Origin of the sequence: Phaeodactylibacter xiamenensis (genome assembly GCF_965229835.1) — a bacterium.
Taxonomy (GTDB): Bacteria; Bacteroidota; Bacteroidia; order Chitinophagales; family Saprospiraceae; genus Phaeodactylibacter; species Phaeodactylibacter xiamenensis.
This window is the reverse complement of sequence record NZ_OZ245931.1, coordinates 1,441,818-1,456,381: the sequence shown is the minus strand read 5'-3', so window position 1 is coordinate 1,456,381 and position 14,564 is coordinate 1,441,818. Positions and strand designations below refer to the sequence as shown.

Here is a 14,564-nt window from a genome sequence, read left to right as displayed (position 1 = left end):
TTACCCTATTCCTGTACATTTGTTGAAGTAAATCGAAAAGCCAAAATGAATCAACTGGAACAATTCAAGGACATTGAGACCTTTATTTTCGATGTCGATGGGGTACTCACCAACAGTCAGGTCCTGGTCACAGAGGAAGGGCAGCTCCTCCGCAGTATGAGCATCCGGGACGGCTATGCGCTCAAAACTGCCGTCCGGCAGGGCTTTAATGTGGCGGTGATTACCGGAGGGCGGTCAGAAGGCGTCCGCTTGCGGCTGGAAGGCCTGGGGATAAAGGATATTTATACGGGTATAAGCGATAAATTATCGGCCTACGAGGACTACATCGATAAATACGGGCTGGATGAGCGAAAAATCCTGTACATGGGAGACGACCTGCCTGATCTGCCGGTGATGCGGCGGGTGTGGGTGCCTACCTGCCCCACCGATGCTCAGCCGGAGCTTTTCGAAGTAGCGACCTACATTTCCCCCCTGAAGGGAGGAGCTGGCTGTGCACGTGATGTGATCGAGAAAGTACTCCGCCTCAATCAGGAATGGCCAGAAGTATAGATGATGAACGTATTTTATGCCTTCCTGCGCCTGATCCGCCTGCCTAATCTTATTATCGTGGGGTTGACTCAGTACCTGGTTTACGGAGCACTGTTACAACCTGCATTTGAGCAATACGGCATCGGATTAACCCTGCCGCCGAGGACTTTCTGGTTATTTGTGCTCGACACCCTCCTGATCACCTCAGCGGGCTACATCATTAATGACGTTATCGATTTCCGCATTGACCTGCAAAACCGTCCCGAAAAAGTAGTGCTTGGGCGGTACATCCGGAAGCAAACGGCCTATTGGCTCTATTTTTCCACTATTCTGCTGGGTTTCTTTCTGGCATTTTACCTGGCGCTGAGTGTGCAAAATATGCCGCTGGTAGCGATTTATCCGGCAGGGGCAGGGCTGTTGTTTTGGTATTCCTACCAGCTCAAGAAGCTGCCGTTGTGGGGCAATCTGCTGGTTTCGCTGTTTTGTGCAGGGGTGCCAGGTATAGTCTGGTTCGCGGAGCGTGAAGGGTTTGCTAAGCTGGCTGCCGTCGATCCGAAGCTGGCCGCTCAGCTGGCCGTGATCATGGTGTGGTACCTGATTTTTGCGTTCGGGTCCAACCTGTACCGGGAGCTGATCAAGGATATGGAAGACGTGGAAGGAGACCGGAGTGCACAATGCCGCACCGTACCAGTCATCTGGGGTATGAACACTGCAAAGGGGCTGGCGGCAGCCATTGGCGTGGGGTTGCTGGCCTTGATTGTGGCGATGGTGGTGCATCAGGGCGAACTTTTCACGCTTTTAAGCCATCTATACGTGACTGTAGCGTTGATCGCCCCGCTTGGGCTGAGTCTGTTTTGGTTGTTCCGGGCAAAGGTACCTGCCGATTACCACCGGGTGAGCACAATGGCCAAACTGATTATGCTCAGTGGGCTGATTTTGCTGCTGTTTTTTGCTGTAACTTAAATTTTAACTGACCTATGCAAACATTGGAACTCCCGATCATTCTGGTGTCCAAATCTCCCCGCCGCCGCCAACTTTTGGAGCAGGCGGGCTTTCCATTTACCATAAAGCCACAGGATGTACCCGAAGACTATCCGGATGAAATGCCGGTGGAGGAAGTCGCTCCCTTTCTGGCTCAGAAAAAGGTCCGGGCATCGATGCATGCGCTGCAAGGCAATGGGGTGCTGTTGGGGGCTGATTCCGTAGTGATTCTCGATGGCGTGATCTACGAAAAGCCCAAAGACCGGGCTGATGCGCAGCGCATCCTCCGGGAATTGTCAGGGCGTGAGCATACCGTTATTACCGGGGTTTGTCTGGCGAATGCGAAACAGGAGCGGGTCTTTTCCGGCGTCTCCCGGGTCCATTTTGATAAGCTTTCGGATGAGGAGATCGACTTTTACATCGACAAGTATCAACCTTACGATAAGGCAGGAGCTTACGCCATTCAGGAATGGATCGGGCTTTGCAAGATCAACAAAATTGAAGGCACTTACGCCAATATTATGGGGCTGCCGGTAGACCTGGTGTACCAGGAACTACAGCATTTCCTGTAGGGCTTTATTCCTCTTCTGCTTCAGGAGGTGCCGAATCGCTTGCAACGGAGGCCTGAAGGGTTTCCAGCCTGGCTGTAATATTTGTACTGCGGGCGGTGAGTTTTTCAATCTGCTCGCCTTCCTTTTCCAGCAGCAGGTCGAATTTGACGAAGTTCTCATCAATGCGGCTGCGCAGATTCGTAATATAGGTCTTGAGGTTAGTGCTGACTTCCTCTTCCAGCCGGGTGCCACCCTTGTCAATTTCCTTACTGAATTCACGCAGTACTTGTTTGCGTTTGGAGGAGGTGGTAAAGCCTGCGAAAATCAGGCCTACTGTGGTGAGAATGCCCCCGGTGATGTCAAAAACAGCCCCTTGCGTCACCGCCGCCAGCACAATACCAATTACCGCCAGGCCACTGCTTGCCGCCAGGCTTGGTGAAACGGAGCTTTTGTCCGGGAAAAGGCTCTCGTCTGTGAAGTTCTCTGTCCGGCTCACGAATCGGGTAAACTGTTCCTGCAGTTCCCGGAGGATATTATTGCGTTTCTCGGCGATATCGCTAAACAGCTCATGGTCATCCCGAAGGATGGTCTCGCTGCTTCTGATTTTCAGGTCGATCATCTTGGCCATTTGCTGAATGCTGTCGGCCAGGTCCACCACGCCGTCATTGAGTTTCGCTTTGAGCTCTTTATTCAGGTCGGTTTCGAGCTCCCGGGCCAGGTCTTCCAGCCATTCCTTCAGGGATGCTTTTTTGCTGAAAATGGATACAACCGATCGCCGGAGTAAGGGGAAGAACGAAAGCCCGTCGCTCAGCTCCTGTTTTTTGCTGCGGGTGATGCGCTCGTAACCGGCAATCATATTCTCTACCAGCACGTCTACCTGTTTCAGGCTTTTGGCTTCCTGCTTGACCAACGTCTCCCGGATGTCGTTGCGGAATTCAGTGTCGGCCTCGTACTGTTTCTGACGAAGGGCAACCCCTGCCGAAATCCGGTCGTTGATATTCGCAGCGGTGTCGATGTTGTTGTTGAGCTTTAGGATGGGCGCTCTGCCTCCGGTAATGTGCTGATTGATGTAGGAACGTACTGGCGCAAAGCCACTTTCTTCCTTTTGCCCTTCCTGCTCCTGTTTGGCGGAAACGGTGAATACCACCGGGTCTTTAATACCCTGCTTTTCCGCATATTCCATCACCCCGTTGCGGTTAACTTCGAGGTCTTCGGCAGGCATGAGGTCTTTTTGCTGCAGCACAAAAATGATTTTCTTGCGCCAGTCGCTGTGGATGTAGTCAAAAAACTGCCAGGCGGACTGCCGGTAGGGGTTTTTGGCTTCAAATACGAAGACGATCAGGTCAGAAGCCGGGATAAAGCTCTCGGTGATCTCCTGATGGTGCTCCACGATAGTATTGGTGCCCGGGGTGTCCACGATGGCAATTTCCTTTAGGATCTCAACGGGCAACAGGATTTTCTTTAGGTAAGGGTTGATCTGCACCTGTTCGGCTTCCTCCCCATAGAGAATCTGCTGAATGGTATCGGTCATCGGCTGAGGGGCGACTTTGGTTACCTCCTTGCCGGTATCGAGCAGGGCGTTGATGAAACTGCTTTTTCCGGCTTTCACTTCCCCGACTATCACAAACATAAAGGGTTCGTGAATGCGGCTTCGGAGGTCACTAACGGTCTGCGTCAGCTCCTCACTGTCTATACGTATGGCCAGTTCATGCAGGTCTTTGACGATTTCGTCAACCTGTGCCCGATAGGCCTGTAAATGTTTATTGATCAGTGGAGTCACACGATGGGGTTTTGATCAGCAAATTGCTTTAGCAGCAGCGGCGCCTGAGGCCCGGTACAGAAAAGCAGGTCTAAAATACTCAAATTCGGGATAAACCCATGCCGTTCCTGAAATACCTGCGGGTAGGGCAGAGGTTCGAAATCCAGCTTTGGGTGTTTGGGGTGGATGGCCTCGCGCAGGTCGAGGGTGCCTTCCGGAACAGCTCCGTAATCAGCAGTCTGCCGAATGTCGATTTCCAGTTGAAGTGCCCTGAGCAGCTGAACAAGCAATGCCCGGTTGAGGTCAAAAAGGTTATCCGGTTTACTGCGCAGGATGGCCTCGATAGGCTCGGCATAGAATTCGAAGAACGGGGATTTCCCGTAAGCGGATTTGATACTGTGCCAGTGTTCGCCAAACCAGGGCTTTTTATAGTCCACCTTCACCTGATGAATGGGCATCTGTTGGTGCTTGCCCTTTTTGAGGGGGACAGAAAGCAGCATCGGCCCGTTAGCGCCAGCCAAATATGCCCGGTTTCGGTAGCTGCGTTTTTGATAGTGCTCCTGAGCTTCGAGGTAAACCGTTTTCACTTGTGCCAGTACCGAAAAGTACTGTACAGGCGGCAGGTATTGCGCTTCGATAAGTACGGATAAGTTGGTCATCGTTCGCTATTTAGACGCTGGTTGCAGCAGGCGGCCACAAAGTAGGCAATTTTAAACCAGTTATCCATTCCCGCGTTTGGCAAATGATGGTTTTCTTTGCACCTGCAAACTCACATCTACATGACAGCCAAGACTTCTTATTTGTACGCTATCGCTTTACTTTTGCTGGTCGTCAACCTGCTGGTTGGCAATGGGATGACCACCATCTGGGATGGCGTGGAAGCCATGCTGGCCTGGCAAATTCAGCATAATGTGGCAGGGCCCACTTTTCACGAGCAGCTGGCTGCTTTGCTGATGGGCGATACACTTGACCCTTTCTTTCTCAGGTTTTCCGGAGCTATAGCGGTGATTCTTGGATTGACCGCTTACTATATTTTTGCCCGCCGTCTGGTGGGTACAGAGATTGTACTAAATACGCTGGCGCTGGCTGCCTCTTCTTTGCTGATGTCAAATCTGGGCAAAGTCGCTTCCGGAGATATCTGGGCTATGATGTTGCAGTGGCTGGCGTATGCGGCTATGATCCGTTATCTGAAGCAGCCGCAGCTGAGCTGGCAGTTGAGTTTCTATGCCCTTGCTGCACTGGCAATATGGGTACAGCCTTTGCAGTCGCTGATCTTCCTGCTGGGTACAGGAGCCTTCCTTTATTTTGTGCATGCGGATGGGCGTCGGCTCCTTCGCCTCAATCCCTGGGCAATGGGCCTGCTGACGGCAGGCGGGCTTTATGCCTTGCAATGGCTGGATACAGCGGGAGAAACCTTTTATATAGGTTTCCGCACAGGAAGATTCCTTTGGGTGAATGCCGTAGGCATACTCCCTTTTCTGGGGCTTGTGCTGGGCGGCATCGTGGAGCATAGCCAACGGTTGGGCAAACGGGATGAGCAAGCGGTGCTCTACATGGGGGCATTGATTTTTGCCTTGCTGGGGCACAGCCTTGCGCTGCAGCCTTTGCTGGCCATGGTTGCGGCCCGGCAGATGCGCAACTATTTCCACAAAGGGTATCCGCACCGGGGGCTGGTCAAAGCGGGGGCGGTGCTGCACCTCGTTGCTGCAGCTTGTTTCCTGATCCTGTTTATGATTGGAAGCTTTGTGCAGTTTCGCGGGCTGGGCTTTCAGGCCGGGCTGGCTACGGGTGGACTGTATTGGGTGTGGAGTTTTGTCGCGGTGGTGGGGTTCGTAGGCGCACGAGCTTCTTATGCCCGCCTTGGGACTATCATGAGCGGCGTACTGCTGACCACCTTCTTCTGGATCCAATTTAGCCCGTTGCTGGAAGTGCAGCGCAACTGGGCACAGGAAATCATAGAGCCGGAAGGGCCTTTCCCCAAGCCGGCAGATCAGTTTATCGTTGGCAGGGGAGAAGGGGCTTTCCCGGGAGTAGCGACGTACGCCTATGCCGCAAATTCCAATACGGCAGTTTTGAGCAATGCCGCTTCCCTGCAGCAGGCAGTCAGCGCGCAGCAGGCCGGAACCGTAATCCTGGCGCCTCAGAGCTGGCTCCCGCCGCAACTGGATACCTTACAGACCGATACCACAGTCTACAAAGGCTGGAATGCGCCCCTGCAACCTGCAGTATGGGTCCGCTGTGAAGTAAAACCTAAGCTGTCTGGAAAATAATGTACATCAGGGCTAATAAAGCCAGCGTCGAAATCAGAAAAATATTCAGAATACGCTTGCCTTCCCGTTTGTCCTTAGTTGCAATTTTTTGTTGTCTTCTCGAACGTGCCATAGTATCTTGGTTTTGGTTAGCAGAATAAAGAATTGCGTTTGGTAAAATAAGGTTTATACCGAAACTTCGCAAGTTTTCCAGAGTCAAGCCGTTTATGGCCGCTGCGATTTGCACGCTAATTTTTCTATTTTTACCCGCAAATCAAACTACATCTATCTCTTGGCACTTATCAAATCAATCTCAGGAATCCGGGGCACCATTGGCGGCAAAGCTGGCAACAACCTGACCCCTCAGGATATAGTGGAATCCACAGCCGCCTTCGGGCATTGGCTGCTCAGTAAAGGGGCAAAGCCTAAAGTGGTTATTGGCCGGGATGGCCGTATCTCAGGCTCTATCGTTAATGAACTGGCCAGCGCTACCCTGCGTGCTATGGGCATTGATGTGGTCGATCTGGGCCTTTCCACCACCCCCACTGTGGAAATGGCCGTGACGATGGAAGAAGCCGGGGCTGGTATCGTCATTACAGCCAGCCACAACCCACGCGAATGGAATGCACTCAAGTTCCTCAACGACAAAGGCGAATTTATCTCAAAAGCAGATGGGGAAGCCTTGCTGGAAATCATCGATAGTGGTGATATAGAATATGCCGGGGTGGAAGAGCTTGGGAAAGTCCTGCACGATGACCGCTACATCAAGCGGCACGTAAAAGCAATCCTTGATTTGCCTTATGTGGACGCAGCGCTGGTCAAAAGCAAAAAGTACAGGGTGGTGGTCGACTGCATCAATAGTTCCGGCTCGGTAGCAATGCCGCCATTGCTCAAAGCCCTGGGCTGCGAAGTGGAGTTGCTTAACAAAAAGCCTAACGGCCGCTTTGCACACAACCCGGAGCCGCTGCCCAAGCACCTCAAGGATCTGAGCCGGGAGGTGGTCGAACTAAAGGCGGACCTTGGGGTCGCAGTAGACCCGGATGTGGACCGCCTTGCTTTTGTCTGCGAAGATGGCAGCATGTTTGGCGAAGAATACACCCTGGTAGCCGTCGCGGATTACATCCTGCAGCAGCAACCGGGCAATACCGTTTCTAACCTGTCTTCCACCCGTGCTCTGCGCGACATCACGGAGCGCCACGGCGGACAGTACTTTGCCAGTGCGGTGGGCGAAGTGAATGTAGTCACGGAAATGAAAAACCGCAATGCTGTAATCGGTGGGGAAGGCAACGGCGGGGTCATTGTGCCCGGTTTGCACTACGGCCGGGATGCTATGGCCGGTGTGGCTATTTTCCTGACCCTCCTGGCAAAATCTGGCCAAACGGCAAGCGCCCTAAAAGCTAGCTACCCGGAATACCATATGGTCAAAGACCGCATTGAGCTAACGCCACAGATTGACGTGGACGGCCTGCTGAAAGACCTGGAAAACAGGTTTAAGTCAGAAGATTACAGTACGATCGATGGCCTGAAAATTGATTTTGCCGATGGATGGGTACACTTGCGCAAGTCGAATACTGAGCCTATCATCCGTGTTTATGCCGAAGGGCAAAGCCCGGAAGCTGCCCAGGCTTTTGCGGACCGCATGAAATCAGCTGCCCTCGAATTGATCGTATAAAACCTTTAGTTATGGAAGCCCTAACCACTACCTCTTTAGAAACTTACTTCGCGCCGTACCGCAAAAATGTCATCGGGCAGGACTTTGTCTTCGATACCCCCGATGGCCCCAGGCGTATCCTCTATGCAGACTGGACGGCAAGCGGCCGCCTGTACAAACCCATCGAAGAATGGCTGATGCAGGAAATTGGGCCGTTCGTAGCCAATACGCATACGGAAACCTCCGTCACAGGGACTTCCATGACGATGGCTTACCACAAAGCCAAGGAGATCATCAAGGCCCATGTGGGGGCCAGGCCAAAGGACGTGCTGATTTCCTCCAACTCTGGTATGACCGGAGTGGTCAATAAGTTTCAGCGTATCCTCGGGCTGAAGGTGCACGAGAAGTTCCGCGACCGGGTAGAGGTGCCGGAGGAAGAACGGGCGATCATCTTTTGTACTCACATGGAGCACCATTCCAATCAGACCTCATGGCTGGAGACGCTGGCGGACGTAGAGGTCATCAGGCCTACGCCGGAAGGTTTGGTGGACCTGGAGCACCTGAAAACGCTGCTGCAGCAGTACCAAAACCGGAAGACAAAGATCGCGGCCATCACGTCCTGTTCCAATGTGACAGGGCTGAAGACGCCTTACCACGAGATTGCCGGGCTGATGCACGAACAGGGTGGGCTGTGTTTTGTGGATTTTGCCTGTTCTGCACCTTATATTGATATCAATATGCGGCCGGCGGAGCCTTTACAGCACCTCGATGCCATCTACTTCTCTCCCCACAAATTCCTGGGCGGGCCCGGCTCAACGGGTATCCTGGTCTTTGATCCCAAGCTGTACACCAACCGGGTGCCCGATAACCCCGGCGGCGGCACGGTAGACTGGACCAACCCCTGGGGCGGGCATAAGTATATCGACGAAATTGAAGCGCGGGAAGACGGCGGCACACCGCCTTTTCTGCAAACCATCAAGGTCGCCTATTGCGTCCGGCTCAAAGAGGAAATGGGCGTGGATAACATCCTTGCCCGGGAGCATGAGCTGCTCAACCGGGTTTGGAAACGCCTGGATCAATTACCCAACCTGCATATCCTCGCGCCTCACCTGCGAGACCGCCTCGGCGTGGTCTCTTTTTATATTGACGGGCTGCACTATAACCTGGGCGTCAAGCTGCTCAATGATAAATTTGGGGTACAAACCCGGGGTGGTTGCTCCTGTGCCGGCACCTACGGGCACTACCTCCTCAATGTGGATCAGCAGTATTCCAAGTCTATCACCGATGAAATCAGTCAGGGTGTGCTGACCCACAAGCCCGGCTGGATACGGATGTCCATTCACCCGGTCATGACCGATGCGGAGATGGATGCCATTCTTGATGCCATTGAGGCGGTGCATAATCATCATGAGGAGTGGGCGAAGGACTATGCGTACAACCCCACGACAAACGAGTATCAGCATAAAGACTTTGCAGGCGATGAAACCGAACGGGTTGCTCGCTGGTTTAGTGCAAAAATGGCATAACATGGACCGTATTTATTTTGACAACGCTGCGACCACTCCGCTACTCCCGGAGGTCATACAGGTAATGACCGAAGCGATGGGGACTTACTATGGCAATCCTTCCTCCATCCACAACGAAGGGCGTACAGCCCGGTCGGTGATAGAGCAGGCCCGGCGGACGATTGCGGAGCAGCTGGGTGCTTCGATTGGTGAAATCTTCTTCACCTCCGGCGGCTCAGAGTCGAATAATATGGCTTTGAAATGTGCGGTTAGGGACCTTGGCGTTACTCGTATCATCAGCAGTCCACTAGAGCACCACTGCGTGCTCCATTCTATTGATGCGCTGCAGCGGGAGCACCAAATAGAGCGCGTTGAGGTGAATACCGATCAGGCGGGCCGGATAGATATGGCACACCTTAAAGCACTTTTGTCTGATAGTGATCAGAAGACCCTGGTTTCCCTCATGTACGCCAATAACGAAATTGGCACCCTGATTGATATGGAAGGCATAGCTGCCTTATGCCAGGAGCATGGTGCGCTCTTTCATTCTGATACCGTACAGGCGATCGGCTATTACCCGATCAATGTATCCAAAACGCCAATAGCTTTTTTGACCGGGGCGGCTCACAAGTTCCATGGCCCGAAAGGCGCAGGCTTTGTATACATCAATGGCGATAATACTGTGAAGCCTTTCATTGACGGGGGGGCACAGGAACGCAACATGCGGGGGGGCACCGAAAATATCTATGGTATTTTGGGCATGGCAAAAGCCCTGCAGCTGGCCTACGCGGAATTGCCGGAGCGCCGTGCCAAAATAACCGAACTGCGCGATTATCTGCGCGAACAGCTGGAAGCCAATTTCGATGACCTGGAGTTTAATGGGGATGCCCAAAACGGTCATTACAAGCTACTGAGCGTTAGTTTTCCACCCTCGCCTAAAGCGGAGCTGTTGTTGCTTAGCCTTGATATTGCCGGCATTAGTGTTTCCGGGGGCAGTGCGTGCAGCTCAGGAGCCGATGCGGGCTCTCATGTGGTCAGTGCCCTGCACGGAGATTCGCCCCGTAAGACCATGCGGTTCAGCTTTTCTCACCTGAATACCAGGGCTGAAGTGGATCAGGTCGTGGCAAAGCTCAAGGAAATCCTGCCGGTTGGGGTAGCTGGCTAAAAGTGCAACAGGCCATCCGGAGTGGTCCGGACAGCCTGTTTAAGTGTATGATTTCTGTTGGCTTTAGTTGCCGATAACCTGCTCGATAGGTACCCGTACACCATCTTCATAGGAGGCGATCCAGGCATCCTTGATGCCAAGGTTTTGGATTTGAGATTGCAGCTGCTTGGCTTTCTGGTAATCCCGGAAGCGCCCAAGGACGATTTTCTGGAGGCCATCCATAGTCTTGACGCCCAAACCATCCTCGTTGGTCTGTAAATCAGAGTCGATCTTTGGGTCCTGATAAGCACCAATCTGCACGCGGAACCACGTGCCGTAGTCATCGGAGGTAGCCTGCAGTTCGCGGGTAACGGATTCCAGGGCAGCCTGTGCTTCTGCGAGTTCGTTACGCATATTTCCGTACTCCTGCTGCATTTCGGCCATTTTTTCCTGATAGCTGTTGGCTTCCCGGCTCATATCTTCGGCCTTGGCAGCGTAGTGTTGTGATTTTTCGCGGCAGTTGTCCAGTTCCTGCTGTGCGGTTTCGTACTTCTGTGCCAGCTCAGCCGATGACTTGCAGGAGAAAGTAAAAAAGCCAAGGCTAAGAGCAAAAAGAGTCAGTTTAATCTTCATATTAATTTTCATTGATGTTTGGCCCACTAAACTAGGCAAGATTTTTCGATTTTCCCACGGGTAAATTTTTAGGGTAAATCTTGCATATTAGCGGGGAGGTTATTTATCTTTGCCAACCAATTCAAAATTAGGGCATTTAGCTCAGTTGGTTTAGAGCGCTGCCTTGACAGGGCAGAGGTCACTGGTTCGAATCCAGTAATGCCCACTGCACGGGGTCCGGTTTTGCCGGACCCTGTTTTATTAAGCTCCTTCACGCTTCCTTATGCCTTCAACCGGGAAATTAATTATCTACTTTGGTCTTTTCATCGTTTTGGCAGGCGTAATTGTTTACTTCTTTGGCGACAAACTGAGTTGGCTGGGCCGCTTACCCGGCGATATTCGGGTGGAAGGGGAAAATGGCCGGTTCTATTTTCCCGTCACAACGATGATCCTGATCAGCGTTTTGCTTTCTCTGCTCATCCGTTTGATACAGCGGGTTTTGTAGAGTGGCAGGCCAGGTTATCAACATTTTGTGGAAAACTACTACCACTTCTTGCACGCATTTTTAAAATAAGGCCCTTACATTTATCGTAGATAACAGAGCTTCCCAACTTCAAGCAAGAATAACCACCCTAAATGAGAGAAGGCCTGAGCCCTGTGTGTCGCCTGATGTCAGGCTTACGCTTGGGTACGGTCTGGGTTTCCGCCTTAAAATGGCCAAAACGGTCACCAATTTAAATAATCATTGCTAACACAATTCCAGGCGAATTAAGCCTGTGGATTGCCAAAATAGTTTTACCAAAACCAGCCAAACAGATATTAAAATGGAGACGCCAGCAGTTTCGACCCCAAAAGTTAAGTCTTACACTAAGAAGTACACCTTCGAAGAAGCCCTGAAGGCTTCAGTGGAGTACTTCAATGGCGATGACCTCGCCGCCAATGTATGGGTAAATAAATATGCCCTGAAAGATTCCTACGGTAATATTTACGAGCGCACACCAGATGATATGCACCGCCGTATCGCTGCTGAAATAGCCCGTGTTGAGACCCGTTACCCCGAGCCCCTTAGTGAGGAAGAAGTCTACGCTGTTTTAAAGGATTTCAAGTACATCGTTCCACAGGGTAGCCCAATGGCTGGCATTGGCAACCCATTCCAGATTTCCTCTTTGTCCAATTGCTTCGTTATTGGCAGCGGCGCAGATTCCTACGGCGGTATTGCCAAGGCGGATGAAGAGCAGGTGCAGCTGATGAAGCGCCGGGGCGGTGTGGGGCAGGATCTTTCCCACCTGCGCCCTAAAGGCTCGCCGGTTATGAACAGTGCCCTTTCTTCCACAGGTATTGTGCCATTCATGGAGCGCTACTCCAACTCCACCCGTGAGGTGGCGCAGGACGGCCGCAGGGGGGCATTGATGCTGACAGTTTCCAGCCGCCATCCGGATGCAGAAGGCTTTATTGATGCCAAGCTGGAGCAGGGCAAAGTGACCGGGGCTAATGTTTCGGTCCGGATCGACGATGCCTTTATGAAAGCAGCTATCGAAGGCAAGCCTTATCAACAGCAGTACCCGGTGGATTCGCCAAACCCGGATTTCAGGAAAGACGTTGACGCTCAGAAGCTCTGGAAGAAAATCATTCAGAACGCCTGGAAGTCGGCTGAGCCCGGAGTCCTTTTCTGGGATACGATTATTCGGGAGTCGGTGCCGGACTGCTATGCCGATCTGGGCTACCGTACCATTTCAACAAACCCTTGCGGGGAAATTCCCCTTTGCCCCTACGATAGCTGCCGCCTGTTGGCTATCAACCTGTACAGTTACGTGGAAAACCCTTTCACGCCTGAGGCTAAGTTCGATTTTGAAAAATTCGGGCAGCACGTACAGATGGCTCAGCGGATCATGGATGATATCATTGATCTGGAAATTGAAAAAATTGACCGGATTCTGGAGAAAATAGAGAAGGACCCGGAAGCAGAAGACATCAAAGCGACCGAATACGAGCTGTGGAAAAAGATCCGCAAAACCTGTGTGCAGGGCCGTCGTACCGGCGTAGGCATCACCGCAGAAGGCGATATGCTGGCTTCGCTGGGTCTACGCTATGGCAGTGATGAAGCGATCAGCTTCTCCGTTGACGTTCACCGTACGCTGGCCGTCAATGCTTACCGCTCCTCTGCAATTATGGCAAAAGAGCGGGGCGCATTCCCTGTTTTCGATGCGGAACGCGAATCTGACAATCCTTTCATCAATCGTTTGCGCGAAGCAGACCCGGCATTGTATGAAGAAATGCTGGCTCACGGCCGCCGCAATATTGCCTTGCTGACCATCGCGCCCACCGGTACTACGAGCCTGATGACACAGACGGCCAGCGGCATCGAACCGGCCTTCCTGATTACATACAAGCGCCGCCGTAAGGTCAATCCGAACGATAAGGAAGCCAACGTAACCTTTATCGATGAAGTAGGCGACCACTGGGAAGAATATAATGTTTTCCACCATAAATTCCTGGTTTGGCTGGAAGCTAATGGCTACGATGTGGAGAAGGTCCGCCGGATGCCTTCGGAAGAACTGGACCCGATCATCGAGCAGTCCCCTTACCATTTGGCTACAGCCAACGATGTGGACTGGGTGCAAAAGGTGAAAATGCAGGGGGCAATTCAGAAGTGGGTAGACCATTCGATTAGCGTAACGGTCAATATACCGGAAGAAACTTCTGTGGAAATGGTGCAGAAAATCTACGAAACAGCATGGAAAGAAGGGTGCAAGGGCTGCACCATCTACCGTGACGGCTCCCGCTCCGGCGTGTTGGTATCCGATAAGGAAAAGAAAACAGGTGCCGCTAATGAGTTTCAGGAGACAATGCCGCCTAAGCGTCCCGAGGTGCTCGAAGCAGCCGTGGTCCGGTTCAAGAACAATGCCGAGGATTGGATTGCGGTAATTGGATTGTATGCCAACCGCCCCTACGAAATCTTTACCGGCAAGTCGGAGGATATTTTTATTATTCCAGGCTACGTGACAAAAGGTTGGGTGATGAAAAATACAGATGATGAGGGCCACAACCGCTACGATCTGCAGTTTGAAGACAAGCAGGGCTACCGGGTGACGATAGAGGGGCTGTCCCGCTCCTTTGACAAAGAATACTGGAACTACGCCAAGCTGATTTCCGGAGTGCTCCGTCATGGCATGCCTATCCCGTATGTGGTGGATTTGGTTGAAGGGCTCAATGTTGAGGAAGACTACATCAATACCTGGAAAAATGGCGTGGTGCGTGCGCTAAAGCAGTTCGTACCCGATGGCACCAAAGCTGCTGAAAGTGCCTGCCCCAGTTGCAATGATGCCGACGGGCTGATTTACAAGGAAGGCTGTCTCATCTGCAAGAGCTGCGGATACTCTGAATGTGGCTAAATCAGGTGAGGTATTAAAAGCGTATGGTTTATAGCACCTTATGCTGGCCTTGATATACCATTCTCGTTAATGAAATAAATCTGCAGGCACTATCTGATAACTTCGGATAGTGCCTCTTTTTTCAGCTGCTGAAAAGTACGTACATGAGTCAGAGGGCAGATGGGGGGGAGGGGCAGCTCAGTACGGGCACAC

The 14,564-nt window shown here is 52.2% G+C and carries 13 protein-coding genes and 1 tRNA gene; 10 read left to right on the top strand and 4 right to left on the bottom strand.

The features are described 5' to 3' along the window. Window positions 1–45: 45 nt before the first annotated feature. The 3 genes from ACO08I_RS05285 to ACO08I_RS05275 are packed head-to-tail and all read left to right on the top strand — an operon-like array spanning window position 46 to window position 2,081. Window positions 46–549 (top strand): KdsC family phosphatase, encoded by a 504-nt coding sequence (locus ACO08I_RS05285; RefSeq protein WP_421948721.1) that lies wholly within the window; start codon window positions 46–48, stop codon window positions 547–549. Beyond that, window positions 550–1,491, top strand: coding sequence for a geranylgeranylglycerol-phosphate geranylgeranyltransferase (locus tag ACO08I_RS05280; protein WP_421948720.1), 942 nt, complete (start codon window positions 550–552; stop codon window positions 1,489–1,491). It abuts the gene before it with no gap. 14 nt (window positions 1,492–1,505) lie between these two features. Further along, window positions 1,506–2,081: a Maf family protein gene (locus ACO08I_RS05275; RefSeq protein WP_421948719.1), complete on the top strand. Its 576-nt coding sequence runs from the start codon at window positions 1,506–1,508 to the stop codon at window positions 2,079–2,081. A 4-nt stretch (window positions 2,082–2,085) separates the two neighbouring features. Here the strand turns inward: ACO08I_RS05275 and ACO08I_RS05270 are convergent, their stop codons facing one another. Next, window positions 2,086–3,840 (bottom strand): dynamin family protein, encoded by a 1,755-nt coding sequence (locus ACO08I_RS05270; protein ID WP_421948718.1) that lies wholly within the window; start codon window positions 3,838–3,840, stop codon window positions 2,086–2,088. Next, a complete protein-coding gene (locus tag ACO08I_RS05265) occupies window positions 3,837–4,478 on the bottom strand; it encodes a WbqC family protein (RefSeq protein WP_282774447.1) in 642 nt (213 codons plus the stop codon). The genes ACO08I_RS05270 and ACO08I_RS05265 overlap by 4 nt, the downstream gene beginning before the upstream one ends. Before the next feature lie 120 nt (window positions 4,479–4,598). Between ACO08I_RS05265 and ACO08I_RS05260 the strand changes: the two genes are divergently transcribed. Beyond that, the gene (locus ACO08I_RS05260) at window positions 4,599–6,089 is read left to right on the top strand and encodes an ArnT family glycosyltransferase (protein ID WP_282774446.1); all 1,491 of its coding nucleotides are present in this window, start codon (window positions 4,599–4,601) and stop codon (window positions 6,087–6,089) included. Here ACO08I_RS05260 and ACO08I_RS05255 read toward each other — a convergent pair. Continuing rightward, window positions 6,070–6,315, bottom strand: a complete 246-nt coding sequence (locus ACO08I_RS05255) for a hypothetical protein (protein WP_282774445.1) — start codon at window positions 6,313–6,315, stop codon at window positions 6,070–6,072. The genes ACO08I_RS05260 and ACO08I_RS05255 overlap by 20 nt on opposite strands. A 45-nt stretch (window positions 6,316–6,360) precedes the next feature. Between ACO08I_RS05255 and glmM the strand changes: the two genes are divergently transcribed. The 3 genes from glmM to ACO08I_RS05240 are packed head-to-tail and all read left to right on the top strand — an operon-like array spanning window position 6,361 to window position 10,389. Continuing rightward, entirely contained in the window at window positions 6,361–7,740 is a 1,380-nt protein-coding gene (gene glmM, locus ACO08I_RS05250; RefSeq protein WP_421948717.1) for a phosphoglucosamine mutase, read from the top strand. Window positions 7,741–7,751: 11 nt separating this feature from the next. Further along, the gene (locus ACO08I_RS05245; protein WP_421948716.1) at window positions 7,752–9,245 is read left to right on the top strand and encodes an aminotransferase class V-fold PLP-dependent enzyme; all 1,494 of its coding nucleotides are present in this window, start codon (window positions 7,752–7,754) and stop codon (window positions 9,243–9,245) included. A gap of 1 nt (window position 9,246) precedes the next feature. Further along, window positions 9,247–10,389 (top strand): cysteine desulfurase family protein, encoded by a 1,143-nt coding sequence (locus ACO08I_RS05240; RefSeq protein ID WP_282774439.1) that lies wholly within the window; start codon window positions 9,247–9,249, stop codon window positions 10,387–10,389. 63 nt (window positions 10,390–10,452) lie between these two features. On the opposite strand, the gene ACO08I_RS05235 is transcribed toward ACO08I_RS05240, so the two are convergent. After that, entirely contained in the window at window positions 10,453–11,001 is a 549-nt protein-coding gene (locus tag ACO08I_RS05235) for an SPOR domain-containing protein (RefSeq protein WP_282774438.1), read from the bottom strand. A gap of 130 nt (window positions 11,002–11,131) precedes the next feature. Here ACO08I_RS05235 and ACO08I_RS05230 point away from each other — a divergent pair. The 3 genes from ACO08I_RS05230 to ACO08I_RS05220 all read left to right on the top strand — a co-directional run bounded on the left by ACO08I_RS05230 (window position 11,132) and on the right by ACO08I_RS05220 (window position 14,372). Further along, window positions 11,132–11,206: transfer RNA gene (locus tag ACO08I_RS05230), tRNA-Val, on the top strand. 57 nt (window positions 11,207–11,263) lie between these two features. Continuing rightward, the gene (locus tag ACO08I_RS05225; protein ID WP_282774436.1) at window positions 11,264–11,485 is read left to right on the top strand and encodes a DUF2905 domain-containing protein; all 222 of its coding nucleotides are present in this window, start codon (window positions 11,264–11,266) and stop codon (window positions 11,483–11,485) included. A 319-nt stretch (window positions 11,486–11,804) separates the two neighbouring features. After that, window positions 11,805–14,372, top strand: coding sequence for an adenosylcobalamin-dependent ribonucleoside-diphosphate reductase (locus ACO08I_RS05220; protein ID WP_282774435.1), 2,568 nt, complete (start codon window positions 11,805–11,807; stop codon window positions 14,370–14,372). Window positions 14,373–14,564: the final 192 nt, after the last annotated feature.

Coding starts and splice junctions, on each gene's coding strand:
- ACO08I_RS05275 (WP_421948719.1), top strand. CDS start 1,506: ATGCAAACATTGGAACTCCCGATCATTCTGGTGTCCAAATCTCCCCGC.
- ACO08I_RS05220 (WP_282774435.1), top strand. CDS start 11,805: ATGGAGACGCCAGCAGTTTCGACCCCAAAAGTTAAGTCTTACACTAAG.
- ACO08I_RS05235 (WP_282774438.1), bottom strand. CDS start 11,001: ATGAAGATTAAACTGACTCTTTTTGCTCTTAGCCTTGGCTTTTTTACT.
- ACO08I_RS05280 (WP_421948720.1), top strand. CDS start 550: ATGATGAACGTATTTTATGCCTTCCTGCGCCTGATCCGCCTGCCTAAT.
- ACO08I_RS05265 (WP_282774447.1), bottom strand. CDS start 4,478: ATGACCAACTTATCCGTACTTATCGAAGCGCAATACCTGCCGCCTGTA.
- ACO08I_RS05285 (WP_421948721.1), top strand. CDS start 46: ATGAATCAACTGGAACAATTCAAGGACATTGAGACCTTTATTTTCGAT.
- ACO08I_RS05240 (WP_282774439.1), top strand. CDS start 9,247: ATGGACCGTATTTATTTTGACAACGCTGCGACCACTCCGCTACTCCCG.
- ACO08I_RS05225 (WP_282774436.1), top strand. CDS start 11,264: ATGCCTTCAACCGGGAAATTAATTATCTACTTTGGTCTTTTCATCGTT.
- ACO08I_RS05260 (WP_282774446.1), top strand. CDS start 4,599: ATGACAGCCAAGACTTCTTATTTGTACGCTATCGCTTTACTTTTGCTG.
- ACO08I_RS05245 (WP_421948716.1), top strand. CDS start 7,752: ATGGAAGCCCTAACCACTACCTCTTTAGAAACTTACTTCGCGCCGTAC.